This window comes from Bilifractor porci (genome assembly GCF_009696005.1).
Taxonomy (GTDB): Bacteria; Bacillota; Clostridia; order Lachnospirales; family Lachnospiraceae; genus Bilifractor; species Bilifractor porci.
The window spans coordinates 111,888-137,074 of record NZ_VUMV01000007.1; the positions used below are offsets into that span (position 1 = coordinate 111,888).

Here is a 25,187-nt window from a genome sequence, read left to right on the forward strand (position 1 = left end):
CGAGATGCAGATTTCAGAAGAATTGGTCAGACAGATTGCGGAGGCTGTCGTCCGCCAGATGAAGGCGCAGAGCACGCGGGACGGGCTGGATCTGACGCCCTCCGGCAATGTGAAAAATACGCTGCTGGACCTTCCCGATGCGGCGGAGGTCAGAAAACAGGTACGTGAGCTGGCGTCCGGGCTGGGCGAGGATGATATTCCTTCTATGGCGGGACGGACAAGAATTAATGAGAAAAAAACGGACTATTCCTCTTATCCGAAGGCGAAAAAGGGAACAGATCCGAAAGAGGTGGTGATCGGTGTCGGTGCCGCCTTTCAGAGAGAAATAAAGAAGACCATCGGCGGCATTCCGTTGGAAGAGGTGCTCCGCAATGTCAGGGCAGGCATCGAAGAAGAAGGAATGGTGCCCCGCGTGGTGAAGATTCTGGACACCTCTGATGTGGGATTTATGGCTCTGGAGTCCGCCAAGCTGGCCGGCTCCGGCATCGGCATCGGCATCCAGTCCAAGGGAACAACCGTAATCAGCCAGAAAGATCTTTATCCCCTGTCGAATCTGGAGCTGTTTCCGCAGGCTCCGCTGATGACGCCGGAAACCTACCGGCACATCGGACAAAATGCCGCGAAGTATGCAAAGGGAGAGACGGTAACACCGGTTCCCTCTGTAAATGATCCGATGGTCCGTCCCAAATTTCAGGTAAAGGCGGCCATTATGCATATCGCGGAGACCGAGCAGCTCAGCCCTGAACTGGGAATTATAGAGTGGAGGGATCAGTAATGGATTACCAGTATCCTTTGGGAGAACATGAGAGAGAACGGATTGTCTCCAGAACCGGGAAAAAGCTGTCGGATATCACACTGGACGAGGTCCTGAAGGGCCATATCAGTTCGGATGATATCAAGATCGCCCCGGAGACCCTGAAGGCGCAGGGGCAGGTCGCGAAAGAGGCCGGGAATGGCCCGATGGAGAAGAATTTCGAGCGGGCGGCAGAGCTGACCCGCGTTCCGGATGATATTATCCTGAAGATGTACAACAAGCTTCGTCCGAACCGCTCCACCAGACAGGAACTGGAGCAGATGGCGCAGGAGCTGCAGAATACCTATCAGGCGCCCAACTGCGCGCAGCTGGTTCGGGAAGCCGCCGAGGTTTATGAAAAGAGAGGAATCCTGCTGAAATAAAACGGCGGGCAGGAACCGCGGCGAAACGCAGGGGCAGGGAGAAAGAAGAAGCAGATGATTCTGGCAGGTGTGGATATCGGCAATTCAACAACAGAGGTGTGTATCGGAGAGTGCGTCGGCAGGGAGCCGGTGCGCTTTCTTTCCAGCGCCTCGGTGATGACGACAGGCACCAAGGGAACGCCTGCCAATATCCACGGAATCAAGGCCGCGCTAACCAGAGCCATGGCGGCCCTGGGCAGGGACATCTCGGAGATCAGCCTGATCCGTCTGAACGAGGCGGCGCCGGTCATCGGCGACACGGCCATGGAAACGCTTACGGAGACAATTATCACGGATTCTTCGATGATCGGCCACAATCCGTCTACGCCGGCGGGAGCCGGACAGGCAGCGGGGACGCTGCTCTCCTATGAACATCTGGACCGTGCCGCCGAGTCGGTTCCGTATATTGTCTTTGCTTCCGGCGTCTTCGGCTACGAGGAAATCGCGGCCAGGCTGAACAGCCTTCCGGACCGCATTCAGGTGGTCGGCATGATTCTTCAGGCCGACGAGGCTGTTCTGGTGGAAAACCGGATTCACAGGAAGATTCCCATTGTTGATGAGGTCGCCAGGATTGACAAGGTGCCGGAGGGCAGGCAGGCAGCCATCGAGGTCGCGCTGCCCGGACAGTCCGTGCGCATGCTTTCCAACCCTTACGGGATCGCGACCCTCCTGCATCTTGACCCGCAGGAGACACGGGCGGTCACGCCGATTGCAAGAAGCCTGATCGGCAGCAGGAGCGCTGTCGTCATTAAGACGCCGAACGGTGATATCCGGGAGAATGTCCTCCCGGCCGGGGAGATCTATCTGGATGCGGAGCATCCGGCCACGATCAGTCTGGACGAGGGGGCGGAGAACATTATGGCCGCGGTGGAAGGCGCGGGCGAGATCCGGGACATCACCGGGCAGCCGGGGACCAATGTCGGAAACATGTTTTCCCGGATCAAAAAGGGAATGGCGGATGTCAGCAGAGAGGACAGTCCGGCGGTCCGGATCACAGACGTCCTGGCGGTGGATACGCTGGCACCGGTCCTTATTTCCGGCGCGCTGGCGGGCGAGACCTGTCTGGAGAAGGCGGTCGGCATTGCGGCCATGGTCCGCACACAGCAGCTTCCCATGCGGGAAATTGCCGCGAAGCTGGAGGAAGAGCTTCACACAAAAGTGACGGTGGCCGGCGTCGAGGCGGTGATGGCTTCTCTGGGGGCGCTTACAACGCCGGGGACACAGCTGCCGCTTGCCATCCTGGATATGGGGGGAGGCTCTACCGATGCCGCTGTCATTCATAAGGACGGCCATGTGGTGATCACGCACCAGGCCGGTGCGGGGGAGCTGGTATCCATGCTCATACAGACCGAGCTGGGGCTTCCCGAGCGCGGCATGGCGGAGCAGATCAAACGGTATCCCCTTGCCAGGGTGGAGAGCCTGTTCCACATGCGGCTGGAGGACGGGGAGATGCATTTTGTGGAGGAATCCATCGACCCGCGGTTTTATGGAAGAGTTGTTCTTCTGACTCCGGACGGGCTTGTCCGGGTAGAGAAGGATATTCCCCTTGAGAAAATCCGGCAGGTCCGCCGGGATGCCAAAAAAAAGGTGTTTCTGACCAACGCGGAGCGGGCGCTCAGGAAAGTGGCTCCGGAGCACAACCTGAAAAATATCTCCAACGTGGTTCTGGTAGGAGGCTCCGCCCTGGATTTTGAAATTCCGGAGATGCTGACAGAGGACTTTATTAACTGGCGGATTGTCTGCGGAAGAGGAAATATCCGGGGAACGGAAGGACCGCGGAACGCGGTTGCCACGGGGCTTGTGCTTTCCTACGCGGGGGAACGGAAATGATTTCCAGAAGACCATCTATTTTTATTTACGCCAGTCACCCGGATCCGGATTTCCTGCGGGAGATCTGTGCCGGGATTGAGGAAGAGGGCGTGTTCTTCGAGATCTTCAGCAGAGATGAGACAGATGTGAATTTCCTGGCCCATCAGGCTGCGGAGGATTCCATGCTGGGTTCCGGCATCGGCATTTCCGGCGTGGATGTTGTTCTCCAGATCCGGGGAATGCGCGTCGGCAAAAATGTGGAGGCCAGGCACATGCCAACGTTTAGACAGTGCAGGGCGATGGGGGCCGACAGCGCCAGGGTCATAAAAAAGCTGGGATTGAAAGCGGCGGATTGAATCCGTATCTGTGTATAAGGACAGAAAGATGAAAATATACACAAGAAAAGGTGACAACGGAAGAACATCTCTTCTGGACGGAAAAAGCGTCCTGAAGACGGATGACAGAATCGAGCTTCTGGGCACCATAGACGAATTGAACAGCCATCTGGGAATGGCGAAGGTTCTTGCCGGAGATGATCTGCGGCGGGAAATCACCCATATCCAGCGTCTCCTGATGGGCATTATGTCCGGCATTGCGGATCCGATGAAGCGGGAATACCGTTTTGACGAGAAGGAGACGGAAAAGTTGGAGGACTGGATCGACCGGATCGAGGACTCCTTTCCCCGGATAAAGGATTTTGTCCTGTACGGAGGCTGTGAGGAGTCTGCCAGACTGGATGTTGCCCGGGCAGTCGCCAGAAGGGCGGAACGCCGGTTCCGGACGGTGGCGCAGAAATATGTGGCGGATAAAAAGGCCATGCAGTATCTGAACCGCCTTGCGGACTATCTGTATATATGCGCAAGGTATGAGGATTACAAGGCGGAAAACATCCGGAAGGACGGAATCCGTCAGGAAGTCATCCGGGATGTTATGAAGCACGCGGGAGAACGAAACACGTAAACGGGGATAACGGCAGGGAAAAGACATGCCAATGTACAGGCTTGCGGAATTGAACACCGAGATCACAGGGATCGGAACCTGCACGGAGGAGCTGCTGCGCCCCTATCTGCTTCCTGCGGAAAAGATACCGCTGGTTCCGGATATTTCTGTCGCGATGACAGCCGCTCTGCGGGAAAAGGAACGCCGTCTGGAGGGCAGCGGGTTTTCCGCGGATTATCTGGAGTCCATGGCGGTTTACCGTTCGTTCTGCGAACAGGCACTGAAGCGGGAAGTCATGTTCTTTCATGCGTCTGCGGTGGAATATCAGGGCGCGGCATACCTGTTTTCCGGACCTTCGGGAGCCGGAAAATCCACGCATGCCGCCATGTGGAAAAAAGCATTCGGAGGAGCGGCAGTTGTGATTAATGATGACAAACCGCTTCTCCGCTTTTTTGACGGGGCGGGAGCCTCGGATTTTTCCGGGATGCTGACAGAATACGGGGAGTCCGGTACCCTGACATGTTCCGGAGGAACTAATCCGGTCCGGAGCCCGGCGGATTCCACGGCGGTTTATGCCTATGGAACGCCTTGGGACGGAAAGCGGCATCTGGGCTGCAACCTGAAAATCCGCGTCGGGGGCATCGCCTTCCTGGAAAAAGGAAAGACGGTCAGCATCCGCAGGCTGGGCTGGCGGGAGGCCTTGGAGAAGGCAAGAATGCAGTGCTTCCGTTCGGAGACCTGGGAGAACCGCCAGAGATATGAGATGCTGCTCCGCAGGCTGCTGAATACGGTGCCTGCGTATTTGCTCCGGTGTGATATCTCGACAAGGGCAGCGGTAACGGCCTATGAAGCAATGAAGAGATGAATGGAGGGACGGGCAGAATGTATACCTGCGATATGCACACACATACCATTGCCAGCGGCCACGGCTCCTCCAGCACCATAGCGGATATGGCGAAGGCCGCGAAAAAGAAGGGACTGCTGCTTCTGGGAATTACGGATCACGGCCCGGCGACACCGGCGGCGGGAACACCTTCCTATTTCCGGAGCCTGATCCGGAGCTCCAGAATACGCTGCGGCATGCGGCTCTGCTATGGGGTGGAAACCAATATCCTGGACTTTTCCGGAAATATCGATATGGATGACAGCATTCTGGAGGGACTGGATTACGCGATTGCCAGTATCCACCGCCAGAATCTGGAGCCGGGGAGCAGGACGGCAAATACGCTGGCGTATACGCAGGCGATGCGGCATCCGAAGGTGAAAATCATCGGTCATCCGGATGATACCAGGTATCCTTTGGACTACGATACGCTTGCGGCAGCAGCGAAGGAATACGGTGTGATCCTGGAGGTCAACAACTCCTCCCTTTCTCCAGACGGCTACCGGGGAGATGTGCATGACAATTACACAGCCATGCTGCATGCCTGCCTGAGGTACAGGCTTCCGGTGTTGCTCTCCAGCGACAGCCACGGAACCGGACAGATCGGGGATTTTACCTTCGCGGCGCGCATGGTTCGGGAGGTCCGGTATCCACCGGAGCTGGTCCTGAATGATAAGCCGGAGCTGCTTCTGGAAATTCTGGGAGTCGGAGAGCCGGATCCCAAAGTTCCCAGATACAAAGGATTTTTCTGACAAGGCGCAGAATATAGTGTGGGCAGGCCGGCCGGAACGCGTCACCCGGAAGCGGCAGAGACAGTGAGGAAAGAACAGACATGGATGAAGTGAAACAGAGAATCATACAGGAACTGGTGCCGGGCAAGCAGATTTCACTTGCCCACATCATTGCCAATCCGGATAAAGTAATGTACACCAAGCTGGGACTGGATCCGACGGTCGATTACTCCAAGTCGGCAATCGGCATCATGACAGTTTCCCCTGCGGAGGCGGCAATCATCATGGGGGATATTGCCATAAAGGCGTCTGCCGTGGAGATCGGGTTTGTGGATCGCTTTTCCGGCAGCCTGATTGTCACCGGGACGGTCTCAGAGGTGGACGCGTCCACCAAAGCGGTTCTGGATTATTTTCAGAACACCCTGCACTTTACCGTCTGCCCGGTTACAAGGACATAACCTATGAAAAAAATTGTTCTCATGGGCCGCAGCGAGGCAGGTAAGACGACACTGACGCAGGCGCTGAAAGGGGAAAAAATCACCTACCATAAGACCCAGTATGTCAATCACTTTGATGTCATTATTGACACGCCGGGGGAGTATGCCCAGACAAAATGGCTGGGACATGCGCTGGCTATGTTTACCTACGAGGCAGATGTGGTGGGGCTCCTGTGCTCTGCCACGGAGCCGTTTACATTGTTTCCGCCGAAATGCACCAGCACCTGCAACCGGGAGGTCATCGGGATCATCACCAAGATTCATCATCCGGACGCCAATGTGAAACGCGCGGAGGGATGGCTCCGCCTGGCCGGGTGCAGGGACATTTTCCCGGTGGATTCCAAAACAGGAGAAGGGATTTCCGCTATCCTGGAGCATCTGCGGGAGCCCGGAGATGTGATGCCGTGGGAAGAGAAAAAGTGATTTTCCGGCATCATGGATTCTGACGGAAATGACAGAACCAGACAACGAAATCCCACAGAAAAATGCTACAAACCAACACAAAACAACATGATACTATTGACATTATATAAGCCTCTGGCTATAATGTCTGAAGAGTATAAAAAACTATCCAAAGGTTTTTCAAGGAGGAAAAGTACAAGATGGTTAACGAATTTGAAATTAAAAAACAAATTTGTGACATTGGCAAGAGAATCTACAACCGGAACATGGTTGCGGCCAACGACGGAAATATTTCCGTAAAGCTCAATGATCATGAATTCCTCTGCACACCGACCGGAGTTTCCAAAGGCTTCATGACTCCGGAGTACATCTGCAAAGTAAATGAAAAAGGAGAAGTGCTTCAGGCTAACCCCGGCTTCCGTCCCTCATCCGAAATCAAGATGCATATGAGAGTATATGCAAAGAGACCGGATGTCGGTTCTGTTGTACATGCGCATCCGGTTTATGCCACCAGCTTTGCGATCGCCGGAATTCCGCTGACCCAGCCGATTATGCCGGAAGCGGTTATCGCTCTTGGCTGTGTACCGATCGCTCCTTACGGAACACCTTCTACCAACGAGATTCCGGATGCCATTGAGAAATATCTTCCGTATTTCGACGCTGTACTGCTGGAGAGCCACGGCGCCCTGACCTATTCCACTGACCTCCTTTCCGCATATCTGAAAATGGAGTCCGTAGAATTCTACGCGCAGCTGCTGTATCAGTCCAAGATGCTGGGCGGCCCGAAGGAATTCGACAAGGAAACCGTTCAGAGACTGTATGAAATCAGAAGAAAAATGGGTCTTCCGGGCAAACATCCGGCAAATCTCTGCCAGAACAAGGGAACCCTGAACTGCCATAACTGCGGAGGAAGCTGCAGCAGCGACGGACTTGGCGAGCACACAGGCTCTACCTATGCGCACGGCGCAGAGAACAAGAGCAACGCGGATGTTGTTGCAGAAGTAACAAAGCAGGTTATGAAACAGCTGGGACTGAACTGACGTATACTGGGAGGAAAAATTCATGCCTATTGATGAGAGCATGGTAAAAAACATCGTCCAGGAAGTAATGGCAAAAATGAATATTTCCGATTCTCCTGCCGGAAAGCACGGCATTTTCAAGGAGATGAACGATGCGATTGAGGCCGCGAAAAAGGCCGAAAAAGTAGTAAGGAATATGTCTCTGGATCAGAGGGAGCAGATTATTTCGATTATGCGCCGCAAGATCCATGAGAGTGCCGAGATTATGGCCCGCATGGCGGTGGATGAGACCGGTATGGGAAATGTGGGACATAAGATCATGAAAAATCATCTGGTCGCCAATGGCGTGCCGGGAACTGAGGATATCAAGACCATCGCGTGGTCGGGAGACCGCGGCCTTACCCTGGTAGAGGAAGGACCCTTTGGTGTAATCGGGGCAATTACCCCCTGCACCAATCCGCAGGAAACGATTTTCTGCAATACCATGGGGATGCTGGCGGCAGGAAATACCGTAGTATTCAACCCGCATCCGCAGGCTGTCAAGACAACGATCTACGCGATCAACATGATGAACGAGGCTTCTTTGGAAGCAGGCGGCCCCGATAACATCGCCACCACGGTTGAGGTTCCCACGCTGGAGACCAGTGCCGTTATGATGCATCATCCGGATATCCCGCTTCTGGTTGCTACCGGCGGTCCGGGCGTCGTAAAGGCAGTCCTTTCCTGCGGCAAGAGAGGAATCGGCGCCGGTGCCGGCAATCCTCCGGCCCTGGTGGATGAGACTGCGGATATCCGCAAAGCCGCGGAGGACATTGTAAACGGCTGCACCTTCGACAACAACCTTCCCTGCATCGCGGAAAAAGAGGTCATTGCCGTCAGCTCCATTCTGGACGAGCTGATGCATTACATGGTTACCGAGCAGGGCTGCTACCTGGCTTCAAAAGAGGTACAGGATGCTCTGGTCCGCACGGTCATGGATGAGAAGGGCAAGCTGAACCGGAAGTGCGTCGGACGTGATGCCAAGACGCTGCTGGCCATGGTAGGCGTTACCGATGAGCCGGAAGACACCAGATGCATCATTTTCGAAGGACCGAAGGAGCATCCGCTTATCACCACCGAGCTGATGATGCCCATTCTGGGAATTGTCCGCGCGTCGGATTTTGATGACGCTCTGGAGAAGGCTCTCTGGCTGGAACATGGCAACCGCCATTCCGCGCATATTCATTCTCATGATGTGACACGGATTACAAAATACGCGAAGGCGATGGATACGGCAATCCTGGTAAAGAACGGACCTTCCTACGCGGCACTCGGCTTCGGCGGAGAAGGATTCCCGACATTTACGATTGCCAGCAGAACCGGCGAGGGACTGACCAGCGCGGAGACATTTACAAAGAAGAGACGCTGCGTAATGGTAGACAGCCTCTGCATCCGGTAAAGCAGGAGGAAGAACAAAATGGAAATGAATTCAGCAAATATTGAGGAGATTGTAAAGCAGGTACTGGCCGGTATGTCCGGAACGTCCGCTGCAGCTCCGGCGTCTGCTCCCGTATCCGCGGGACAGGTTCCGAAGACCGCCCATGTCGCTATGCTGACCGCCCTGGGCCATTATGATGTAAAAGAATTCCCGATCCCGGAGGTCGGTGACGATGACATCCTGGTCAGAGTAGAGGGAACAGGAATCTGCGGAACAGACCAGCACGAATTTAAGAAGGATCCCTTCGGCCTGATCCCGGTTGCTCTGGGACATGAGGGAACCGGAGAGATTGTCAAACTCGGCAAAAATGTTACAAAGGACAGCGCCGGAAAACCGGTAAAGGTCGGAGATAAGGTAGTTACCTGCATGATGTTCCAGGATGATCCGGACATCACCATGTTCGACCTGAACAAGAAGAACGTCGGCGCGGCGGATGTATACGGACTCATTCCGGATGATGAGACCCATCTGAACGGATGGTTTTCCGATTATATTTTCCTGAAGGGATCCAGAGGAACCACATTCTTCAATGTAAGCGATATGGATCTGAAGTCCCGTATCATCATTGAGCCGGCGGCAGTTCTGGTTCATGCCGTAGAGAGGGCAAAAACAACCGGAATTCTCCGCTTTAACAGCCGCGTGGTTGTCCAGGGAGTAGGACCGATCGGACTGCTCTGCGTTGCCGTGCTTCGTACCATGGGCATCGAGAACATCACAACCGTAGACGGAAACGACGCAAGATTGGAATTCTCAAAGAAATTCGGTGCGACTCACACCGTAAACTTCATGCAGTACAAGGGAATTGACAATCTGGCAAAGGCAGTTGCCGATACCTTCGACGGACATCTGGCGGATTTCGCCTTCCAGTGCACAGGTTCACCGGTGGCACATTCCAATATTTATCATTTCGTCCGCAACGGCGGCGGTCTCTGCGAGCTTGGTTTCTTCATCAACAATGGAGACGCTACCATTAACCCGCACTTCGACCTCTGCTCCAAGGAGATTAACCTGGTCGGATCCTGGGTATATACACTGCGGGATTACGCGACAACCTTTGATTTCCTGAAGAGAGCGAAGGAAATCGGAATTCCGGTAACGGATCTGATTACCGACGCCTTTCCGCTGGATAAGATCAACGAGGCGCACGAGTTTGCGCTTGCCCAGAAGGGTCTGAAGGTTGCGGTAACGAACGTTCCGCTGGACGGAAATACAAATAATCACTGATTGCTGCCGGGAACGGCGCAGGCTGACGGAGAGGAGAGCAAAGGATGGCCAGGGCTGTCGGAATACTGGAGGTATATGGTCTTACATGCGCGTTTGTGGCTGCGGACGCAGGCTGCAAGGCAGCAAATGTGACACTGGAAGTGTTTGATAAGAACAAGCCGGCGCATGCCGACGAGCTTCCGGTTCCGCTTCTGGTAACCATCAAGTTCCGCGGCAATGTCTCGGAGGTAGAGGCAGCCATGGAGGCGGGGATAAAAGCCGCCGAAACCGTCAGCGGAGTGGTTCAGCATTATGTGATTCCGAATCCGGATGATCCGGGGGTGGAAAAAATGCTGAAAATCAGTGCTCTCGATAAATTTTAAGCGAAGTTATTTTTCAGGAGGAAAAAGAAATGGCACAGGAAGCATTAGGAATGATCGAGACCAGAGGTCTGACCGCCGCGATTGAGGCCGCCGATGCAATGACAAAGGCAGCTGAGGTTCATCTGATCGGAACCGAGAAAATCGGATCCGGACTGGTTACCGTTATGGTCCGCGGCGATGTCGGCGCTACAAAGGCTGCCGTAGAGGCCGGAAGCGCGGCTGCATCCAGACTTGGAGAGCTGGTTGCCACCCATGTCATCCCGAGACCTCATCAGGATGTAGAGATGATCCTTCCAAAGAACTTAGAGTAATTTCAGGAGAGTACCATGGGCAGCGCATATGGCTTTGTTGAAATAACCGGAGTGGTTGCCGCCATGGATGCCCTCGATATCATGTGCAAGGCCGCCGATGTGCGGCTGGCATCCTGGGAGAGAAAGCTGGGAGGCAGGCTTGTCACACTGATCATAGAGGGAGATGTATCTGCTGTGAAAGAAGCAGTAGAGGCGGCGGACACAAAGGCAATAAAAAAGCCCGTCTGTAAGGCGGTCATAGCGAACCCCCATGAAGAAATCGTGAAGATGGTTCAGTTAAGCGCAAGCAGATGGAGAACAGTGGGGGATTACGCATGGCGGAAGTAAGAAAGACAAGAGTCGGCAGTGCCGATGCCGGCCAGGCGCCGAAAGCTCCTGCGCAGGCTGCAGCGAAAAAAGAAGCTGTAAAAACAGAGGCCGCTGGAGCGGAAGCAGCTAAGACGGCTCCTGCAAAAGTAACTACAACTGTAAAGTCAGCAGAAAATCATACGGCGAAGGCGCAGAATTCCGGAGCCACAACTTTCAAGGAGGAAAGAAAAATGACACAGGAAGCATTAGGAATGGTTGAAACAAGAGGACTGGTAGCGGCAATCGAGGCAGCAGATGCTATGTGCAAAGCTGCAAACGTTTCCCTGATTGGAACCGAGAGAATCGGATCCGGACTGGTAACGGTTATGGTCCGCGGTGATGTAGGCGCCGTTAAATCTGCGGTAGAGGCAGGCGGAAATAATGCTTCCAGACTGGGAGAGCTGATCGCCACTCATGTAATTCCGAGACCGCATCAGGATGTAGAGATGATTCTTCCTCATCTGAATAAATAAATAAGCTGTGCCATTGGCCTACCCCGTTCCTGCCGGAAGGCGGGAACGGGGACGGGCTGTTTCAGCAGGACGGCAGACGCCGTTTTGAATCATAACAGATGAAATGCCGGTTTTACGGCAGTATTTTGGAGGATTTGTCTTGGATATTTCACAGGTAGAAAGCATTACCAGAATGGTAATGGAGGCAATCAATCAGGCCCAGAGCCAGCCGCAGCCGAAGGGCTTTCTGGTTCCGGTAGGCGTATCTGCCAGACATGTCCACCTGACGCAGGAGCATGTAGAGGTGCTCTTCGGAAAGGGATATCAGCTGACCAAAAAGAAAGACCTGATGGGCGGCCAGTTCGCGTCTAACGAGCAGGTTACCATTGTAGGACTTAAACTTCGTGCCATTGAGAATGTACGTATTCTCGGCCCTGTCAGAAAACAGACACAGGTGGAGATTTCCGCTACGGATGCAAGAACCCTGGGGATCAAGGCACCGATCCGGGAATCCGGAAACGTCGCCGGAAGCGCCCCGATTGCTCTTGTCGGTCCGAAAGGTGCGCTGTATCTGAAGGAAGGATGTATCATCGCCATGCGCCACATCCATATGTCTCCGAGAGACGCGGAAGCGGCGGGACTAAAGAACGGTGATGTGGTTTCTGTAAAAGCAGATAATGAACGCGGCACAATTTTTAATCACGTTGTCATTCGTGTGAATCCCAGCTTCACGCTGGAAATGCACATTGATACGGATGAGGCAAATGCCGCAGGTATCAAACAGGGTGATACCGTTACAATCATGAAATAATCCGGAAGTTCAGCTTTTCTCCCTGTCAGCTTTGCTGCAGGGAGATTTGTGCCATGGCCGGATAACATGGGCAGAGTGTCAATAGACCGATGACACACGTAATTATCAATGGGTGGAAAAGGGAATTTTGGCACCCAAATAATATATCTCATTTGGATTTTAGAAAAAGATCGTCGTGCGGAGTCCGTCAGAATGGCAGCCCTTTGATGGTGCCGCCGGAAGCTGCAGGACGTTATACAGGACAATTTGGAGGAACAATGATTGCAGGAAAAGTAGTCGGAAGCCTGGTTTCGACAAGAAAAAGCGACAAGCTCGTTGGAAACAAGTTCATGATTGTGGAACCCCTGCGTCATATGTCGGCAGATACCCGGCAGATTATCGCGATTGATGTGATTGGCGCCGGAATAGGTGAATATGTGATGGTGGCACAGGGAAGCGCGGCCAGAATCGGCTGTGATATGCCGGATGCGCCTGTAGATGCTGCGATTGTCGGTATTATAGATGAAGGCGGGATTATCGAGGAGGATTGATCCCCGGGATGGAGTAAAGCATGGAATTTGAAAAGCTGCAGGAAAAACTTCGCGTGGGCGGAGTCGTAGGTGCCGGCGGGGCCGGATTTCCTTCCTACGCAAAACTGAACAAAAATGCGGATACCATTATACTGAACTGTGCAGAGTGCGAGCCTCTGCTTCAGCCCCACAGGCGGCTGATCACTGTTCATGCGGATCAGATTCTGGCCGGCCTGCATCTTGTTGCAGAGACGGTAGGGGCAAAGCAGGTTTATATCGGTGTCAAGAAAACCTATAGTAAGGCCATTGCAGCCATTCAGGGGGAGATCGGTAAATATCCGGAGATGAAGATTCATTATCTCCAGGAAGTTTATCCGATGGGAGATGAGGTTGTTCTCATTTATGAATGCACCGGAAGGGTTGTGCGTCCGGGCGGGCTGCCCATTGAGCAGGGCTGCATTGTCTATAATGTAGAAACCATGTACAATATCTACCGTGCCGCGGTAGAGGATAAACCGGTTACCTTCAAATATCTGACAGTGATCGGCGAGGTCACAAATCCGATTACCGTCCCGGTATCTGTCGGATGTACGTTTGAATCTGTCGTCGCTCTGGCAGGCGACCTGACCTGCAAGGATCCGATCTATTTTGTGGGCGGTCCCATGATGGGAAGCATCCAGCCGCATGACGGCCGTGTGACAAAAGAAACAAACGCCATTCTGGTTCTGCCGCAGGATCATCCGATTGTGATGAAGAAAAGGCGTCAGACTTCCATTGATCTGAAGAGAGCGGCGTCGATTTGCTGCCAGTGTGAATCCTGCACGGATATGTGTCCGCGCCATGAGCTGGGACATCCGATTGATCCCGCAAGATTTATGCGTTCTGCTTCCAACGAGGATTTTCAGAACCTGAATCCGTTCCTGAACACGTTTTTCTGCTCCGGATGCGGCGTGTGCGAGATGTACGCCTGTCCGCAGGACCTTGCTCCCCGGACACTTATCCAGGCATATAAGAACGGGCTCCGCGGCGCGGGAGTAAAGGCGCCTCGCGTGGAAGCTGCCTCTGTGGGAGAGGCACGGGAATTCCGCAAGGTTCCGGAGGCAAGACTGATGGCCAGGCTCGGGCTCAGCCGGTACGATCTTCCGGCTCCGCTGGATGATGAGCTGCAGCCGGAGACCTCGGTAAGAGTCCTTTTAAAGCAGCATATCGGTGCGCCGGCGATTCCGATTGTAAAGGTCGGCGACCATGTGGAGTACAGGCAGATGATTGCAAAGCCGGCGGACGGACTGAGCGTCGGGATGCATGCTTCTCTGCCCGGAATAGTTACCGATGTCACAGATACCTTTATCCGAATCCAGAAGCAGTAAGAAAGGACATAAGCGGCGATGAGTAAAGCAATCGGAATGATTGAATTCAAAAATATACCGACCGGTATTACAGCGGCGGATCTTATGGTCAAGACCGCGGATGTTGACATTGTGGAGGCGCAGACCGTATGTCCGGGTAAATATATCGCAATTATCACCGGAGATCTCAGTGCGGTGAAATCCGCCGTGGAAGCCGCCAGCACAGCTTATGAGTCGGATCTGATCGACAATTTTGTGCTTGGCAATCCTCACGAATCGCTTTTCCCGGCCATTTACGGGGCCAGCCAGGTAGAGGCTGTGGATTCCCTCGGAATACTGGAGACCTTTGATGTGGCGTCGCTGATCGAGGCGGCGGATGCCGCGGCAAAAACTGCCATTGTAGACGTGATTGAGCTTCGGCTGGCAAAGGGGCTCTGCGGAAAATCCTTTATGATGATCACCGGTGAGGTGTCCGCGGTAACAGCGGCCATCGAGAAGGCGAAAATGCTGGCTGGAGAAAAGGGCATGTATCTGGATTCTTCTGTGATTGCTCATCCGGACGAAAAAATCATCAGAACAATTCTTTAAGGAACCGTTTCGCCACAGAGCCTTTGTCGCCTGTAGGCAAACAGTGTTGACGGTATTCGGAGGTAGAGGATGCTTGCCCTGGAACGCAGAAATCTGATTCTGGAAAAACTGCAGGAAGAAAAAAAGGTAGTCGTAAGCGAACTGAGTCAGATTTATAATGTCTCGGAAGAAACCATCCGGCGGGATCTGGAGAAACTGGAGCAGGACGGTTATGCGACCAAAAGCTACGGCGGCGCTGTGCTGAATGAAAACGTAGGGTTTGATATGCCGCTGACCATCCGCAGCAAGCATCATGTCGCGGAAAAGCAGGTCATCGCGGAGATTGCCGCGTCCCTCGTAAAAGAGGGAGACCACATTATGCTGGACGCCAGTTCCACGGACCTGTTTATTGCCAAGGCGATCAAGAATATTCAGCGACTTACCGTGGTGACAAATTCGATCGAGATTATTCTGGAACTGTCCGAATGCTCCAATATTACTGTGATCTGTACCGGCGGGGTATTAAAGGAAGGGTATCTTGCCCTTCTCGGCCCGGAGGCGGAGAACAGCACCCGGTCGTATTTTGTGGATAAGGCTTTTGTCTCCTGCAAGGCATTGAACAGGGAGCACGGAATCATGGAATCCCTGCAGGCGTTCAGTTCCCTGAAAAAGACCATCCTCACTTCCGCGGCCCAGAGCTATCTGGTACTGGATAACGGGAAATTCGACCAGACAGCCTTCACAAAAATGGTTGGTATTCAAGAGGTTGACGGCGTCATTACCGACTGTAAGCCCTCTGACGACTGGCTGCAGATCTTTGAAAGATACGGCGTAGAGTGTATGTATCCGCAGGAAAGACGAAAATAAGTTTACGATGCTGCTGCGCGCGGCAGGGACAGGGCTTTACGGTTTCTGTTCCTTGAAGGCGAAACACGTGTCTTGCGCCCGGAAAACTTTGCTCTGCCGGGGGCATAGGGCAGCTCGGTATATAGCACAGCTCAGAGTTTAGGCGTATAGGACGGCTCAAAAATTTAAGTTGACACTCTCCGGTGCCTGTGCTATGCTGAGTAAGCGACAAAGGAGAGGGTCCTTTTTTTTTGCTCTGAAAAAGGGGCTTCTTACAGAAGTTGTGCCGGGTTTTCCGGCGTATGGGTTTAGTAAAACGGAGGTGGATATTATGCGTACAAAGATCACTTTGGCATGCACAGAATGCAAGCAGCGTAATTACAATACGACAAAGGATAAAAAGAATCATCCGGAGCGTATGGAAATTAAGAAGTATTGCAGATTCTGCAGAAAGCATACCCTGCACAGAGAAACAAAGTAATCCGTTTCGCAGCGAGGTGAGAACAGATGGCAGATGCAGCGAAAAAAGCTGAACAGAAAAAAACAGGAAAAATGAAAACCTGGTTCAAGGGTCTGAAGACCGAGTGGGGAAAAATTATCTGGACAGATAATAAAACACTGGGCAGACAGACGGCCGCTGTCATTATTATTTCTGCAATCGTTACCGGGTTAATCACGCTGGTGGACAATCTGGGACTGCAGATAATGGAACTGATCATAAAATAAGGAAAAGGTGAAGATGTCAGACGCAAAATGGTACGTGGTCCACACATATTCCGGGTATGAGAATAAGGTGAAGGCCAACATTGAGAAGACAATAGAAAACAGACACCTTGAAGATCAGATCCTGGAAGTCCGGGTGCCCATGGAAGAGGTCGAAGAGGTCAGGAACGGCGCGAGGAAACATGTACAGCGCAAGCTGTTTCCCGGCTATGTCCTGCTCAATATGGTTATGAATGACGATACATGGTACGTCGTCCGCAATACCAGAGGTGTCACAGGCTTTGTAGGACCGGGCTCCAAACCGGTTCCGCTGTCTCCAGAAGAGATGCGCCCGCTGGGTGTGGAAACCGGAGAGAAATTTGAAATTGACCTTGCGGTTGGAGATGAAGTCGCGGTGATCGGCGGAGCTTGGAAGGATTATTCTGCCAAGGTCAAGGCGGTTAATCAGAGTAAACAGACAGTTACCATTGACGTGGATCTGTTTGGAAGAGCAACTCCGGTGGAAATTAATTTCGCCGATGTCAGAAAGGTCGATTAATCGGCCGTGGGAGGGAAATCCCCGCAAACACCACATAATAGGAGGTGCCTAAAATGGCAAAAAAAGTTACTGGTTACATCAAATTACAGATTCCCGCAGGCAAGGCTACACCGGCTCCGCCGGTAGGACCGGCTCTTGGTCAGCACGGTGTGAACATCGTGCAGTTTACCAAGGAGTTTAACGCAAGAACAGCAGACAAGGGAGATTTAATTATCCCTGTTGTCATCACTGTATATGCGGACAGAAGCTTCAGCTTTATTACCAAGACTCCGCCGGCACCGGTTCTGCTGAAGAAGGCATGCAACCTGAAGTCCGCCTCCGGCGAACCGAATAAGACCAAGGTTGCCACAATTTCCAAGGATAAAATCCGTGAAATTGCGGAGCTGAAAATGCCCGACCTGAATGCGGCCAGCATAGAAGCAGCCATGAGCATGATTGCCGGAACAGCCCGCAGCATGGGAATTACTGTTGAGGATTAATTGATTCACGTGGGAGGGATTATCCCGCCACTACCACAGGAGGAATTTAGAATGAAACACGGAAAGAAATATGTAGAAGCCGCAAAGGCTATTGATCGCTCAGTCCAGTATGATCCCAAGGATGCCATCGCGCTTGCGAAGAAAGCGGCTGTCGCGAAGTTTGACGAGACTATCGAGGTACACATCCGCACTGGCTGCGACGGACGTCACGCAGATCAGCAGATCCGCGGAGCCGTTGTTCTGCCGCACGGCACAGGCAAGACCGTTCGTGTTCTTGTATTTGCCAAGGGAGCAAAGGCAGATGAGGCTGCGGCGGCAGGCGCAGATTTCGTCGGGGCAGAGGAGCTGATTCCGAAGATTCAGAACGAAGGCTGGCTTGATTTCGATGTAGTTGTCGCGACACCGGATATGATGAGCGTTGTAGGACGTCTGGGACGTGTACTCGGACCCAAGGGCTTAATGCCGAACCCGAAGTCCGGGACCGTAACGATGGATGTTACCAAAGCGGTTAACGATATCAAAGCCGGTAAAGTAGAGTATCGTCTGGACAAGAGCAACATCATTCACGTACCGGTCGGAAAAGCTTCCTTCAGCGAAGAGCAGCTGAATGAGAATTTCTCCACACTGATGGGCGCGATTACAAAGGCAAGACCTTCCACCCTGAAGGGCCAGTTCATGAAGAGCATTGTCATTGCGCCGACCATGGGACCCGGCGTAAAGGTCAATGTAAACAAGTTCGTATAATCCACCAGAATATAAAAATAGAAAAACAGAAGAGGCTTCCTCTTCTGTTTTTTTGTCTTGACAACAATTTCTCCGGTGTGATAGTATACTCACTGTATCACGCCGAAGACAGCAGGTGCCGCAAGGCGTAAGTGAAACGCCTGCCGAGGATGTAGATTCTTTTCAGAGAATGTATTCCCGTCTGTCTTTGGTCAGGCGGGTTTTCTTTTGCGTGTATACATCATTAAAATAAGGAGGTATACCGAAACATGGCAAAAGTAGAACAGAAGAAACCGGTTGTGGAAGAGATTGCCAGTGCGATTGACGGTGCGCAGGGCGTAGTTCTTGTAAACTACAGCGGCCTGAATGTTGCGCAGGATACGGAGCTTCGTAAAAATCTCAGAGAAGCCGGCGTAACCTACAAGGTCTACAAAAACACGATGATGAACTTCGCGTTCAAGGGAACACCCTGCGAAGAGCTTTCCAAGCATCTGGAAGGAACTAACGCGATTGCCGTTTCCAAGGATGACGCAACCGCCCCGGCACGTATTCTGAAACAGTTTGCGAAGAAGAATCCGCAGCTGGAGCTGATCGCCGGTGTTGTAGAAGGCGCTTACTATGACGCGGATGGCGTAAACCAGCTGGCAGACGTTCCCACAAGGGAAGTACTGCTCGGAAGACTGTTCGGAAGCATGCAGGGACCGATTTCCGGCTTTGCCCGTGTGCTTAAGCAGATTGCGGAAAAGCAGGCGGAAGGCGCTCCGGCAGAAGCAGCGGAAGCACCCGCGGCAGAATAAGGCTTTCATCGGGGAGAGCCGTTTAGAACCGTCATCATGATGGCGGAAGAATCAGAAAAAATGAAATTGGAGGAAAAGAACAATGGCTAAGTTAACAACAGAAGAGTTTATTGCTGCTATTAAAGAGTTATCTGTATTAGAGCTGAATGACCTTGTAAAAGCTTGCGAGGAAGAGTTTGGCGTATCCGCTGCTGCAGGTGTTGTTGTAGCTGGCGGCGCTGCAGGCGGAGATGCTGCGGCAGCTGAGGAGAAGACCGAGTTCGATGTAGAGCTGACCGAGGTTGGCCCGAACAAGGTTAAGGTTATCAAGGTTGTCCGTGAGGTTACCGGACTTGGCCTGAAGGAAGCTAAGGATCTGGTTGACGGAGCTCCGAAGGTAGTTAAGGAAGGCGCTTCCAAGGCAGAGGCAGATGACCTCAAGGCAAAACTGGAAGAGCAGGGAGCAAAAGTAACTCTGAAGTAAATCAGGGTTTATCCGTAAGAACGCTTACCAAAAAAGAAAGGCGGCTTCTGTGCAGTGCAGAAGCTGCTTTTTTCATGTCATTCGTAAGGGCATTCCCGGTGCCCGTTTCCGTTTACGCGCGTCATGTACAATCTGGTTCCGCGAAATCTTTGATAGTTGCAGAAAATGCATGTTTTGAAAAAGTACAGGCTTATGCCTTGCGGCAGGAAAAACACGGTACTAAAATAGGCACTGTTGCCTCTGCGGAAGGAATATCCGCGGAACGGCAGAGGGGTTATGTGCCGGTACATGAGATTTCAAAACAGGAGAGTGAAACGGAAAAATGAAAATACTCAGACAATTTTGCAGGATTATGATTATTACGTTGATCGGAGAAGTGCTGCACTGGGTGCTTCCGCTGCCGGTTCCCGCCAGTATCTACGGAATGGCTATTCTGTTTGCGGGATTGGTAACCGGCTTCATTAAGCTGGATCAGGTAAAAGACGCAGGAAAGTTTCTGATTGAGATCATGCCTGTCATGTTTATTCCCGCGGGCGTGGGACTGATGTCTTCCTGGGGCGACCTTCGCCCGGTTCTTCTGCCTGTTTCCGTCATTACCGTGGTGTCCCTGGTGGCTGTTATGGTGGTCAGCGGAAAGGTATCACAGCATGTCATACGTTTGGAAAACAAGACGGAGGCGGGCAGTCTCCTTAGTATGGAAGACATGGCTGCCGAAGAGGAGGCTGAACTATGATCGCTTCATTCTGCAGGACATCTGCTTTTGCCGGTGTTACACTGAGCTTATTTGCCTACTGGGTTGGCGCCGCGCTGAAGAGAAAAACAAAGCTCAGTTTCCTGAATCCTCTGCTGATCTCGATTGCGGTTACGATTGTTGTGCTGCTGACCGCCCATGTCAGCTATGATACCTATGATGCCGGGGCGAAGTATTTAAGCTGGTTTCTCACGCCGGCAACGGTATGTCTGGCCATACCGCTTTACGAGCAGATGAAGCTTCTGAGAAATAACTGGAAAGCGGTCGCCACCGGTATCTGTTCCGGCGTTCTGACCAGTCTCCTCTGTGTCCTGGTCCTGTCTGTCCTGTTCGGGCTGAGCCATGAAACGTATGTCACCCTTCTTCCCAAGTCGATTACGACGGCTATCGGCATGGGCGTCTCGGAGGAACTGGGAGGAAATGTGACCATAACGGTTGCGGTTATTGTGGTAACCGGCGTGCTGGGAAACATTCTGGGAGAAGGACTCTGCAGGCTGTTTCATATTGAAGAGCCCATTGCCCGCGGAATTGCGCTGGGTTCCTCTTCCCACGCGATCGGAACAGCCAAGGCGATGGAAATGGGAGAGGTGGAAGGCGCCATGAGCAGTCTCTCCATAGCCGTAGCCGGAATTCTCACCGTAGTCGGAGCCACTGTGTTTTCAGCTGTCCTGTAAAAAGAATCAGAGATACAGAAGAGTTACAGAACAATCCCTGCCTTTCGTTCCCGGGAAAAATTCCGGGACGGGAGGCAGGGATTGTTTGCGCTATTTTCCTTTTGCCTGTGCGGAAGCAGCCTGCAGAAATATAAAAAATTTCATTTCCGCGGCAGATTTTTTCAGCCTGTGCAGTTTCGGAAAAAGCAGAGAGGCCGCAGAATAGTGTGTTCTGAAAAAAATACAAAAAAAGAAGGGCAAAAACCGCGAAAACCGGTTTGACACCCTTGACAGGATGTGTTATTGTAAAAAATGCACTATTATGGCAACAAGTGCCTCTCTCCCCCTATGCGCTGATTTCCCGGCGCGGACAGGGACGATCAGGCACCCTGTATCTATTTACCAATTCTAAATCACAAGAGGTGAATCGTCAATGGAGAAAAACAGGATACGTCCGGTCCGCAGCGGAAGAAGTATACGAATGACTTACCAGCGACAGGAAGAGGTTCTGCAGATGCCCAATCTGATTGAGGTGCAGAAAAATTCCTATCAGTGGTTCCTCACAGACGGGTTAAAAGAAGCTTTTGATGACATATCCCCCATTCAGGATTATGGCGGAAAGCTCAGCCTGGAATTCGTAGACTTCAAGCTGTGCGAGGACGATGTAAAGTATTCCATAGAGGAATGCAAACAGCGGGATGCAACATACGAGGCTCCGTTGAAGGTTAAAGTACGCCTCTATAACCGCGAAAAAGACGAGATCAGTGAGCATGAGATTTTCATGGGAAATCTCCCTCTTATGACGCCCACCGGCACCTTTGTTATTAACGGCGCAGAGCGTGTTATTGTCAGCCAGCTGGTGCGTTCTCCGGGCATTTACTACGGAATCGACCATGACAAGCTTGGGAAGAAGCTGTACAGCTGCACGGTTATTCCCAACCGCGGCGCTTGGCTGGAGTATGAGACCGATTCCAACGATGTTTTCTGGGTACGTGTGGACCGCACCAGAAAAGTGCCGATCACCGTTCTTCTGCGTGCCCTCGGTCTGGGAACAAACGCGGAAATTGCGGAATATTTCGGCGAAGAACCGAAAATACTGGCGAGCTTCACCAAGGATACCGCGACGAATTACCAGGAAGGACTTCTGGAACTGTACAAGAAGATCCGTCCGGGAGAGCCGCTGGCAGTGGACAGCGCGGAGAGTCTGATCAACGGGATGTTTTTTGACCCCCGCCGCTACGATCTGGCCAAGGTCGGAAGATATAAATTCAACAAAAAACTGGCGCTCCGCAACCGGATCACCGGGAAGACCTTGGCGGAAGATGTGGTAAATACTGCGACAGGTGAAATTATTGCGGAGAAGGGTACCACAGTCACCAGAGAGAAAGCGGATGAGATTCAGAATGCCGCAGTCCCGTTTGTCTGGCTGGATACCCAGGATGGAGTGGTAAAGGTTCTCTCCAACCTGATGGTGGACATCACCAAATGGGTGGATGTCGATCCGAAGGAAGTCGGCGTGACGGAGCAGGTGTACTATCCGGAGCTTGCAAAGCTGATGGAAGAAAACACCGATCCGGAGGATCTGAAGGATGCCATTGAGGATCACATCCACGACCTGATCCCGAAGCACATTACGAAGGAAGATATTTTTGCTTCCATTAACTATAACATGCATCTGGAATACGGTGTCGGCAATGATGATGACATTGACCATCTGGGCAACAGAAGAATCCGCTGCGTGGGAGAGCTTCTGCAGAACCAGTACCGGATTGGGCTTTCCAGGCTGGAGAGAGTGGTCCGCGAGCGCATGACGACACAGGATCTGGATACGCTCTCCGCGCAGTCGCTGATTAACATCAAGCCGGTTACCGCGGCAGTGAAGGAGTTCTTCGGGTCCTCACAGCTGTCCCAGTTTATGGATCAGAACAATCCGCTTGGAGAACTGACACATAAGAGACGTCTTTCCGCACTCGGACCCGGAGGACTTTCCAGGGATCGTGCGGGATTCGAGGTTCGTGATGTCCATTATTCCCATTACGGAAGAATGTGCCCCATTGAGACCCCTGAAGGCCCGAACATCGGTCTTATTAACTCGCTGGCAACCTACGCCAGAATCAACCAGTACGGCTTTATCGAGGCACCCTACCGTGTCATTGACCGGAGCGATCCGAAGAATCCGCGGGTAACCAAAGAGGTTGTCTACATGACAGCCGATGAAGAGGATAATTACCATGTGGCGCAGGCAAATGAGCCGCTGGATGCAGAGGGACATTTTATTCATAAAAACGTGTCCGGACGTTACAGGGATGAGACGCAGACGTACGAGAAGACCATGTTTGAATACATGGATGTATCACCGAAGATGGTATTCTCCGTGGCGACCGCGCTGATCCCGTTCCTGCAGAATGACGACGCGAACCGTGCCCTGATGGGATCCAACATGCAGCGGCAGGCGGTACCGCTTCTGTTTACGGAGGCTCCGGTCGTTGGAACCGGTATCGAGGAGAAGGCAGCCGTAGACTCCGGTATCTGTGTGGTGGCGAAGAAGGACGGAACGATTACCTGCGCAGCCTCCAATGAGATCCGCATGGACAACGACGACGGCACCAGGGATGTTTATCACCTGATGAAGTTTACCCGAAGCAACCAGAGCAACTGCTACAACCAGCGCCCGGTTGTTTTCAAGGGCGACCATGTAAAGGCGGGAGAGGTTATCGCCGACGGCCCGTCTACTTCCAACGGAGAGCTTGCTCTCGGAAAGAATCCGCTGATCGGATTTATGACATGGGAAGGATACAACTACGAGGATGCCGTACTGCTCAGTGAGCGGCTGGTGCAGGATGATGTCTATACCTCAGTGCATATCGAGGAGTATGAGTGCGAATCCCGTGATACCAAGCTCGGACCGGAGGAAATTACAAGGGACGTTCCGGGTGTCGGAGAAGAAGCCCTGAAGGATCTGGACGAGAGAGGAATTATCCGGATCGGCGCGGAGGTACGTGCCGGAGATATCCTGGTTGGAAAAGTGACTCCGAAGGGAGAGACAGAGCTAACCGCGGAGGAACGTCTTCTTCGCGCCATCTTCGGCGAGAAGGCCAGAGAAGTAAGGGATACTTCCCTCAAGGTTCCGCACGGAGAGTACGGAATTGTTGTGGAAGCACGTGTCTTCACAAGGGAAAACGGGGACGAGCTGGCACCTGGCGTCAACCAGGCAGTCCGTATCTATATCGCGCAGAAGAGAAAAATTTCCGTCGGGGACAAGATGGCCGGACGTCACGGAAACAAGGGTGTAGTTTCCCGTGTGCTTCCGGTGGAGGATATGCCATTCCTTCCCAACGGCCGTCCGCTGGATATTGTTCTGAATCCTCTGGGCGTACCTTCCCGTATGAATATCGGACAGGTCCTGGAGATACACCTCAGCCTGGCTTCCAAGGCCCTGGGCTTCAATATCTCCACGCCTATCTTTGACGGGGCAAACGAAATTGATATCCAGGACACGCTGGAGCTGGCAAACGACTATGTCAATTCCGAGTGGGATGACTTTTATAATAAATATAAGGATACCCTGCTTCCGGAGGTCATGCAGTACCTGTCTGACCACAGGGATCACAGGGCACTTTGGAAGGGCGTGCCGATCAGCAGGGACGGAAAGGTCCAGCTGCGGGACGGACGTACCGGAGAGAAATTTGACGGACCGACCACCATCGGGCACATGCATTACCTGAAGCTGCATCATCTGGTAGACGATAAGATTCACGCGCGTTCCACCGGCCCATACTCGCTGGTTACCCAGCAGCCGCTGGGAGGCAAGGCCCAGTTCGGAGGACAGCGTTTCGGAGAGATGGAGGTCTGGGCACTGGAAGCCTACGGCGCGGCCTACACACTGCAGGAGATCCTGACCGTCAAATCGGATGATGTTGTGGGACGTGTAAAAACCTACGAGGCCATTATCAAGGGCGAGAATATACCGAAGCCCGGTATTCCCGAATCCTTCAAGGTTCTGCTGAAGGAGCTGCAGTCTCTGGCGCTGGATGTCCGTGTCCTGAAGGATGACAACACAGAGGTCCATCTGATGGAGTCCCAGGATTACGGCAACACAAGCTTCCGCGCAATTATGGAAGGAGACCGCTATAACCGCAGAGACGAAGAAGAATCCTACGGAAAATACGGCTACAGCAAACAGGAGTTCCAGGACGGAGAGCTGGTGAATGTAGACGGGGAAGAGCCGCAGGATGATGAGGATGAAGAATTCCTCAGCAGTCTGGATGATAACGCTGACGATTCTGAATAATGAACGGAAAGGGGTATTTCA

General features: G+C 52.7%; 31 protein-coding genes and 1 other annotated feature. All 31 genes read left to right on the top strand.

Annotation, left to right across the window (positions count from 1 at the left end):
• Nucleotides 1–4: 4 nt before the first annotated feature.
• The 31 genes from FYJ60_RS09945 to rpoB all read left to right on the top strand — a co-directional run bounded on the left by FYJ60_RS09945 (nt 5) and on the right by rpoB (nt 25,166).
• Complete coding sequence (locus tag FYJ60_RS09945; protein ID WP_235903388.1) at nt 5–775, top strand: propanediol/glycerol family dehydratase medium subunit; 771 nt, start codon at nt 5–7, stop codon at nt 773–775.
• Nucleotides 775–1,176, top strand: coding sequence for a diol dehydratase small subunit (locus FYJ60_RS09950; protein WP_154458530.1), 402 nt, complete (start codon nt 775–777; stop codon nt 1,174–1,176). The genes FYJ60_RS09945 and FYJ60_RS09950 overlap by 1 nt, the downstream gene beginning before the upstream one ends.
• Before the next feature lie 54 nt (nt 1,177–1,230).
• Nucleotides 1,231–3,045, top strand: coding sequence for a diol dehydratase reactivase subunit alpha (locus FYJ60_RS09955; RefSeq protein ID WP_154458531.1), 1,815 nt, complete (start codon nt 1,231–1,233; stop codon nt 3,043–3,045).
• On the top strand, nt 3,042–3,380 hold the full coding sequence (locus tag FYJ60_RS09960; protein WP_154458532.1) for a glycerol dehydratase reactivase beta/small subunit family protein: 339 nt from the start codon (nt 3,042–3,044) through the stop codon (nt 3,378–3,380). Before FYJ60_RS09955 ends, FYJ60_RS09960 begins: the two co-directional genes overlap by 4 nt.
• 28 nt (nt 3,381–3,408) lie before the next feature.
• Complete coding sequence (locus FYJ60_RS09965; protein ID WP_154458533.1) at nt 3,409–3,984, top strand: cob(I)yrinic acid a,c-diamide adenosyltransferase; 576 nt, start codon at nt 3,409–3,411, stop codon at nt 3,982–3,984.
• 25 nt (nt 3,985–4,009) lie between these two features.
• Nucleotides 4,010–4,828 carry a hypothetical protein gene (locus FYJ60_RS09970; protein WP_154458534.1) on the top strand — a complete coding sequence of 273 codons (819 nt, stop codon included), beginning with the start codon at nt 4,010–4,012 and terminating at the stop codon, nt 4,826–4,828.
• Between the two features lie 17 nt (nt 4,829–4,845).
• Entirely contained in the window at nt 4,846–5,598 is a 753-nt protein-coding gene (locus FYJ60_RS09975; protein WP_154458535.1) for a PHP domain-containing protein, read from the top strand.
• Between the two features lie 80 nt (nt 5,599–5,678).
• Entirely contained in the window at nt 5,679–6,035 is a 357-nt protein-coding gene (locus FYJ60_RS09980) for a BMC domain-containing protein (RefSeq protein WP_154458536.1), read from the top strand.
• A 3-nt stretch (nt 6,036–6,038) separates the two neighbouring features.
• Nucleotides 6,039–6,497, top strand: a complete 459-nt coding sequence (locus FYJ60_RS09985; RefSeq protein WP_154458537.1) for a EutP/PduV family microcompartment system protein — start codon at nt 6,039–6,041, stop codon at nt 6,495–6,497.
• 179 nt (nt 6,498–6,676) lie between these two features.
• Nucleotides 6,677–7,516, top strand: coding sequence for a class II aldolase/adducin family protein (locus FYJ60_RS09990; RefSeq protein WP_154458538.1), 840 nt, complete (start codon nt 6,677–6,679; stop codon nt 7,514–7,516).
• Between the two features lie 22 nt (nt 7,517–7,538).
• Entirely contained in the window at nt 7,539–8,933 is a 1,395-nt protein-coding gene (locus FYJ60_RS09995; RefSeq protein WP_154458539.1) for an aldehyde dehydrogenase family protein, read from the top strand.
• A gap of 18 nt (nt 8,934–8,951) precedes the next feature.
• The gene (locus FYJ60_RS10000; RefSeq protein WP_154458540.1) at nt 8,952–10,196 is read left to right on the top strand and encodes a zinc-binding dehydrogenase; all 1,245 of its coding nucleotides are present in this window, start codon (nt 8,952–8,954) and stop codon (nt 10,194–10,196) included.
• A gap of 44 nt (nt 10,197–10,240) precedes the next feature.
• Nucleotides 10,241–10,558 carry a BMC domain-containing protein gene (locus FYJ60_RS10005; protein ID WP_154458541.1) on the top strand — a complete coding sequence of 106 codons (318 nt, stop codon included), beginning with the start codon at nt 10,241–10,243 and terminating at the stop codon, nt 10,556–10,558.
• Between the two features lie 29 nt (nt 10,559–10,587).
• Nucleotides 10,588–10,869, top strand: a complete 282-nt coding sequence (locus tag FYJ60_RS10010; protein WP_154458542.1) for a BMC domain-containing protein — start codon at nt 10,588–10,590, stop codon at nt 10,867–10,869.
• 15 nt (nt 10,870–10,884) lie between these two features.
• Nucleotides 10,885–11,196 carry a BMC domain-containing protein gene (locus FYJ60_RS10015; RefSeq protein ID WP_154458543.1) on the top strand — a complete coding sequence of 104 codons (312 nt, stop codon included), beginning with the start codon at nt 10,885–10,887 and terminating at the stop codon, nt 11,194–11,196.
• A gap of 212 nt (nt 11,197–11,408) precedes the next feature.
• Complete coding sequence (locus FYJ60_RS10020) at nt 11,409–11,690, top strand: BMC domain-containing protein (RefSeq protein ID WP_154458588.1); 282 nt, start codon at nt 11,409–11,411, stop codon at nt 11,688–11,690.
• 172 nt (nt 11,691–11,862) lie between these two features.
• Complete coding sequence (gene pduL / locus FYJ60_RS10025; RefSeq protein WP_408609148.1) at nt 11,863–12,480, top strand: phosphate propanoyltransferase; 618 nt, start codon at nt 11,863–11,865, stop codon at nt 12,478–12,480.
• 257 nt (nt 12,481–12,737) lie between these two features.
• Nucleotides 12,738–13,010, top strand: a complete 273-nt coding sequence (locus FYJ60_RS10030; protein ID WP_154458545.1) for a EutN/CcmL family microcompartment protein — start codon at nt 12,738–12,740, stop codon at nt 13,008–13,010.
• 20 nt (nt 13,011–13,030) lie between these two features.
• A complete protein-coding gene (locus tag FYJ60_RS10035; RefSeq protein ID WP_154458546.1) occupies nt 13,031–14,356 on the top strand; it encodes a 4Fe-4S dicluster domain-containing protein in 1,326 nt (441 codons plus the stop codon).
• A gap of 18 nt (nt 14,357–14,374) precedes the next feature.
• Nucleotides 14,375–14,923, top strand: coding sequence for a BMC domain-containing protein (locus FYJ60_RS10040; RefSeq protein WP_154458547.1), 549 nt, complete (start codon nt 14,375–14,377; stop codon nt 14,921–14,923).
• A gap of 69 nt (nt 14,924–14,992) precedes the next feature.
• Nucleotides 14,993–15,769: a DeoR/GlpR family DNA-binding transcription regulator gene (locus FYJ60_RS10045; protein ID WP_154458548.1), complete on the top strand. Its 777-nt coding sequence runs from the start codon at nt 14,993–14,995 to the stop codon at nt 15,767–15,769.
• A 310-nt stretch (nt 15,770–16,079) separates the two neighbouring features.
• Nucleotides 16,080–16,229: a 50S ribosomal protein L33 gene (rpmG, locus tag FYJ60_RS10050; RefSeq protein WP_154458549.1), complete on the top strand. Its 150-nt coding sequence runs from the start codon at nt 16,080–16,082 to the stop codon at nt 16,227–16,229.
• A 26-nt stretch (nt 16,230–16,255) separates the two neighbouring features.
• Complete coding sequence (gene secE / locus FYJ60_RS10055) at nt 16,256–16,474, top strand: preprotein translocase subunit SecE (protein WP_154458550.1); 219 nt, start codon at nt 16,256–16,258, stop codon at nt 16,472–16,474.
• A gap of 13 nt (nt 16,475–16,487) precedes the next feature.
• Nucleotides 16,488–17,009 (top strand): transcription termination/antitermination protein NusG, encoded by a 522-nt coding sequence (gene nusG, locus FYJ60_RS10060; RefSeq protein ID WP_154458551.1) that lies wholly within the window; start codon nt 16,488–16,490, stop codon nt 17,007–17,009.
• A gap of 53 nt (nt 17,010–17,062) precedes the next feature.
• Nucleotides 17,063–17,488 carry a 50S ribosomal protein L11 gene (gene rplK / locus FYJ60_RS10065; protein ID WP_154458552.1) on the top strand — a complete coding sequence of 142 codons (426 nt, stop codon included), beginning with the start codon at nt 17,063–17,065 and terminating at the stop codon, nt 17,486–17,488.
• A gap of 51 nt (nt 17,489–17,539) precedes the next feature.
• On the top strand, nt 17,540–18,232 hold the full coding sequence (rplA, locus tag FYJ60_RS10070) for a 50S ribosomal protein L1 (protein ID WP_154458553.1): 693 nt from the start codon (nt 17,540–17,542) through the stop codon (nt 18,230–18,232).
• 84 nt (nt 18,233–18,316) lie between these two features.
• Nucleotides 18,317–18,447, top strand: a sequence feature (ribosomal protein L10 leader region).
• Between the two features lie 33 nt (nt 18,448–18,480).
• The gene (gene rplJ, locus FYJ60_RS10075; protein WP_154458554.1) at nt 18,481–19,008 is read left to right on the top strand and encodes a 50S ribosomal protein L10; all 528 of its coding nucleotides are present in this window, start codon (nt 18,481–18,483) and stop codon (nt 19,006–19,008) included.
• Between the two features lie 82 nt (nt 19,009–19,090).
• Nucleotides 19,091–19,471: a 50S ribosomal protein L7/L12 gene (gene rplL / locus FYJ60_RS10080; RefSeq protein WP_154458555.1), complete on the top strand. Its 381-nt coding sequence runs from the start codon at nt 19,091–19,093 to the stop codon at nt 19,469–19,471.
• Between the two features lie 322 nt (nt 19,472–19,793).
• Nucleotides 19,794–20,204, top strand: coding sequence for a CidA/LrgA family protein (locus tag FYJ60_RS10085; protein ID WP_154458556.1), 411 nt, complete (start codon nt 19,794–19,796; stop codon nt 20,202–20,204).
• Nucleotides 20,201–20,896 (top strand): LrgB family protein, encoded by a 696-nt coding sequence (locus tag FYJ60_RS10090; protein WP_154458557.1) that lies wholly within the window; start codon nt 20,201–20,203, stop codon nt 20,894–20,896. The genes FYJ60_RS10085 and FYJ60_RS10090 overlap by 4 nt, the downstream gene beginning before the upstream one ends.
• 412 nt (nt 20,897–21,308) lie before the next feature.
• Nucleotides 21,309–25,166: a DNA-directed RNA polymerase subunit beta gene (gene rpoB, locus FYJ60_RS10095; RefSeq protein ID WP_154458558.1), complete on the top strand. Its 3,858-nt coding sequence runs from the start codon at nt 21,309–21,311 to the stop codon at nt 25,164–25,166.
• Nucleotides 25,167–25,187 lie beyond the last annotated feature (21 nt).

Excerpts from the sequence above, each read along its gene's own strand:
- FYJ60_RS09945 (WP_235903388.1), top strand. The coding sequence starts at position 5 with ATGCAGATTTCAGAAGAATTGGTCAGACAGATTGCGGAGGCTGTCGTC.
- FYJ60_RS09950 (WP_154458530.1), top strand. The coding sequence starts at position 775 with ATGGATTACCAGTATCCTTTGGGAGAACATGAGAGAGAACGGATTGTC.
- FYJ60_RS09955 (WP_154458531.1), top strand. The coding sequence starts at position 1,231 with ATGATTCTGGCAGGTGTGGATATCGGCAATTCAACAACAGAGGTGTGT.
- FYJ60_RS09960 (WP_154458532.1), top strand. The coding sequence starts at position 3,042 with ATGATTTCCAGAAGACCATCTATTTTTATTTACGCCAGTCACCCGGAT.
- FYJ60_RS09965 (WP_154458533.1), top strand. The coding sequence starts at position 3,409 with ATGAAAATATACACAAGAAAAGGTGACAACGGAAGAACATCTCTTCTG.
- FYJ60_RS09970 (WP_154458534.1), top strand. The coding sequence starts at position 4,010 with ATGCCAATGTACAGGCTTGCGGAATTGAACACCGAGATCACAGGGATC.
- FYJ60_RS09975 (WP_154458535.1), top strand. The coding sequence starts at position 4,846 with ATGTATACCTGCGATATGCACACACATACCATTGCCAGCGGCCACGGC.
- FYJ60_RS09980 (WP_154458536.1), top strand. The coding sequence starts at position 5,679 with ATGGATGAAGTGAAACAGAGAATCATACAGGAACTGGTGCCGGGCAAG.
- FYJ60_RS09985 (WP_154458537.1), top strand. The coding sequence starts at position 6,039 with ATGAAAAAAATTGTTCTCATGGGCCGCAGCGAGGCAGGTAAGACGACA.
- FYJ60_RS09990 (WP_154458538.1), top strand. The coding sequence starts at position 6,677 with ATGGTTAACGAATTTGAAATTAAAAAACAAATTTGTGACATTGGCAAG.
- FYJ60_RS09995 (WP_154458539.1), top strand. The coding sequence starts at position 7,539 with ATGCCTATTGATGAGAGCATGGTAAAAAACATCGTCCAGGAAGTAATG.
- FYJ60_RS10000 (WP_154458540.1), top strand. The coding sequence starts at position 8,952 with ATGGAAATGAATTCAGCAAATATTGAGGAGATTGTAAAGCAGGTACTG.
- FYJ60_RS10005 (WP_154458541.1), top strand. The coding sequence starts at position 10,241 with ATGGCCAGGGCTGTCGGAATACTGGAGGTATATGGTCTTACATGCGCG.
- FYJ60_RS10010 (WP_154458542.1), top strand. The coding sequence starts at position 10,588 with ATGGCACAGGAAGCATTAGGAATGATCGAGACCAGAGGTCTGACCGCC.
- FYJ60_RS10015 (WP_154458543.1), top strand. The coding sequence starts at position 10,885 with ATGGGCAGCGCATATGGCTTTGTTGAAATAACCGGAGTGGTTGCCGCC.
- FYJ60_RS10020 (WP_154458588.1), top strand. The coding sequence starts at position 11,409 with ATGACACAGGAAGCATTAGGAATGGTTGAAACAAGAGGACTGGTAGCG.
- pduL (WP_408609148.1), top strand. The coding sequence starts at position 11,863 with ATGGTAATGGAGGCAATCAATCAGGCCCAGAGCCAGCCGCAGCCGAAG.
- FYJ60_RS10030 (WP_154458545.1), top strand. The coding sequence starts at position 12,738 with ATGATTGCAGGAAAAGTAGTCGGAAGCCTGGTTTCGACAAGAAAAAGC.
- FYJ60_RS10035 (WP_154458546.1), top strand. The coding sequence starts at position 13,031 with ATGGAATTTGAAAAGCTGCAGGAAAAACTTCGCGTGGGCGGAGTCGTA.
- FYJ60_RS10040 (WP_154458547.1), top strand. The coding sequence starts at position 14,375 with ATGAGTAAAGCAATCGGAATGATTGAATTCAAAAATATACCGACCGGT.
- FYJ60_RS10045 (WP_154458548.1), top strand. The coding sequence starts at position 14,993 with ATGCTTGCCCTGGAACGCAGAAATCTGATTCTGGAAAAACTGCAGGAA.
- rpmG (WP_154458549.1), top strand. The coding sequence starts at position 16,080 with ATGCGTACAAAGATCACTTTGGCATGCACAGAATGCAAGCAGCGTAAT.
- secE (WP_154458550.1), top strand. The coding sequence starts at position 16,256 with ATGGCAGATGCAGCGAAAAAAGCTGAACAGAAAAAAACAGGAAAAATG.
- nusG (WP_154458551.1), top strand. The coding sequence starts at position 16,488 with ATGTCAGACGCAAAATGGTACGTGGTCCACACATATTCCGGGTATGAG.
- rplK (WP_154458552.1), top strand. The coding sequence starts at position 17,063 with ATGGCAAAAAAAGTTACTGGTTACATCAAATTACAGATTCCCGCAGGC.
- rplA (WP_154458553.1), top strand. The coding sequence starts at position 17,540 with ATGAAACACGGAAAGAAATATGTAGAAGCCGCAAAGGCTATTGATCGC.
- rplJ (WP_154458554.1), top strand. The coding sequence starts at position 18,481 with ATGGCAAAAGTAGAACAGAAGAAACCGGTTGTGGAAGAGATTGCCAGT.
- rplL (WP_154458555.1), top strand. The coding sequence starts at position 19,091 with ATGGCTAAGTTAACAACAGAAGAGTTTATTGCTGCTATTAAAGAGTTA.
- FYJ60_RS10085 (WP_154458556.1), top strand. The coding sequence starts at position 19,794 with ATGAAAATACTCAGACAATTTTGCAGGATTATGATTATTACGTTGATC.
- FYJ60_RS10090 (WP_154458557.1), top strand. The coding sequence starts at position 20,201 with ATGATCGCTTCATTCTGCAGGACATCTGCTTTTGCCGGTGTTACACTG.
- rpoB (WP_154458558.1), top strand. The coding sequence starts at position 21,309 with ATGGAGAAAAACAGGATACGTCCGGTCCGCAGCGGAAGAAGTATACGA.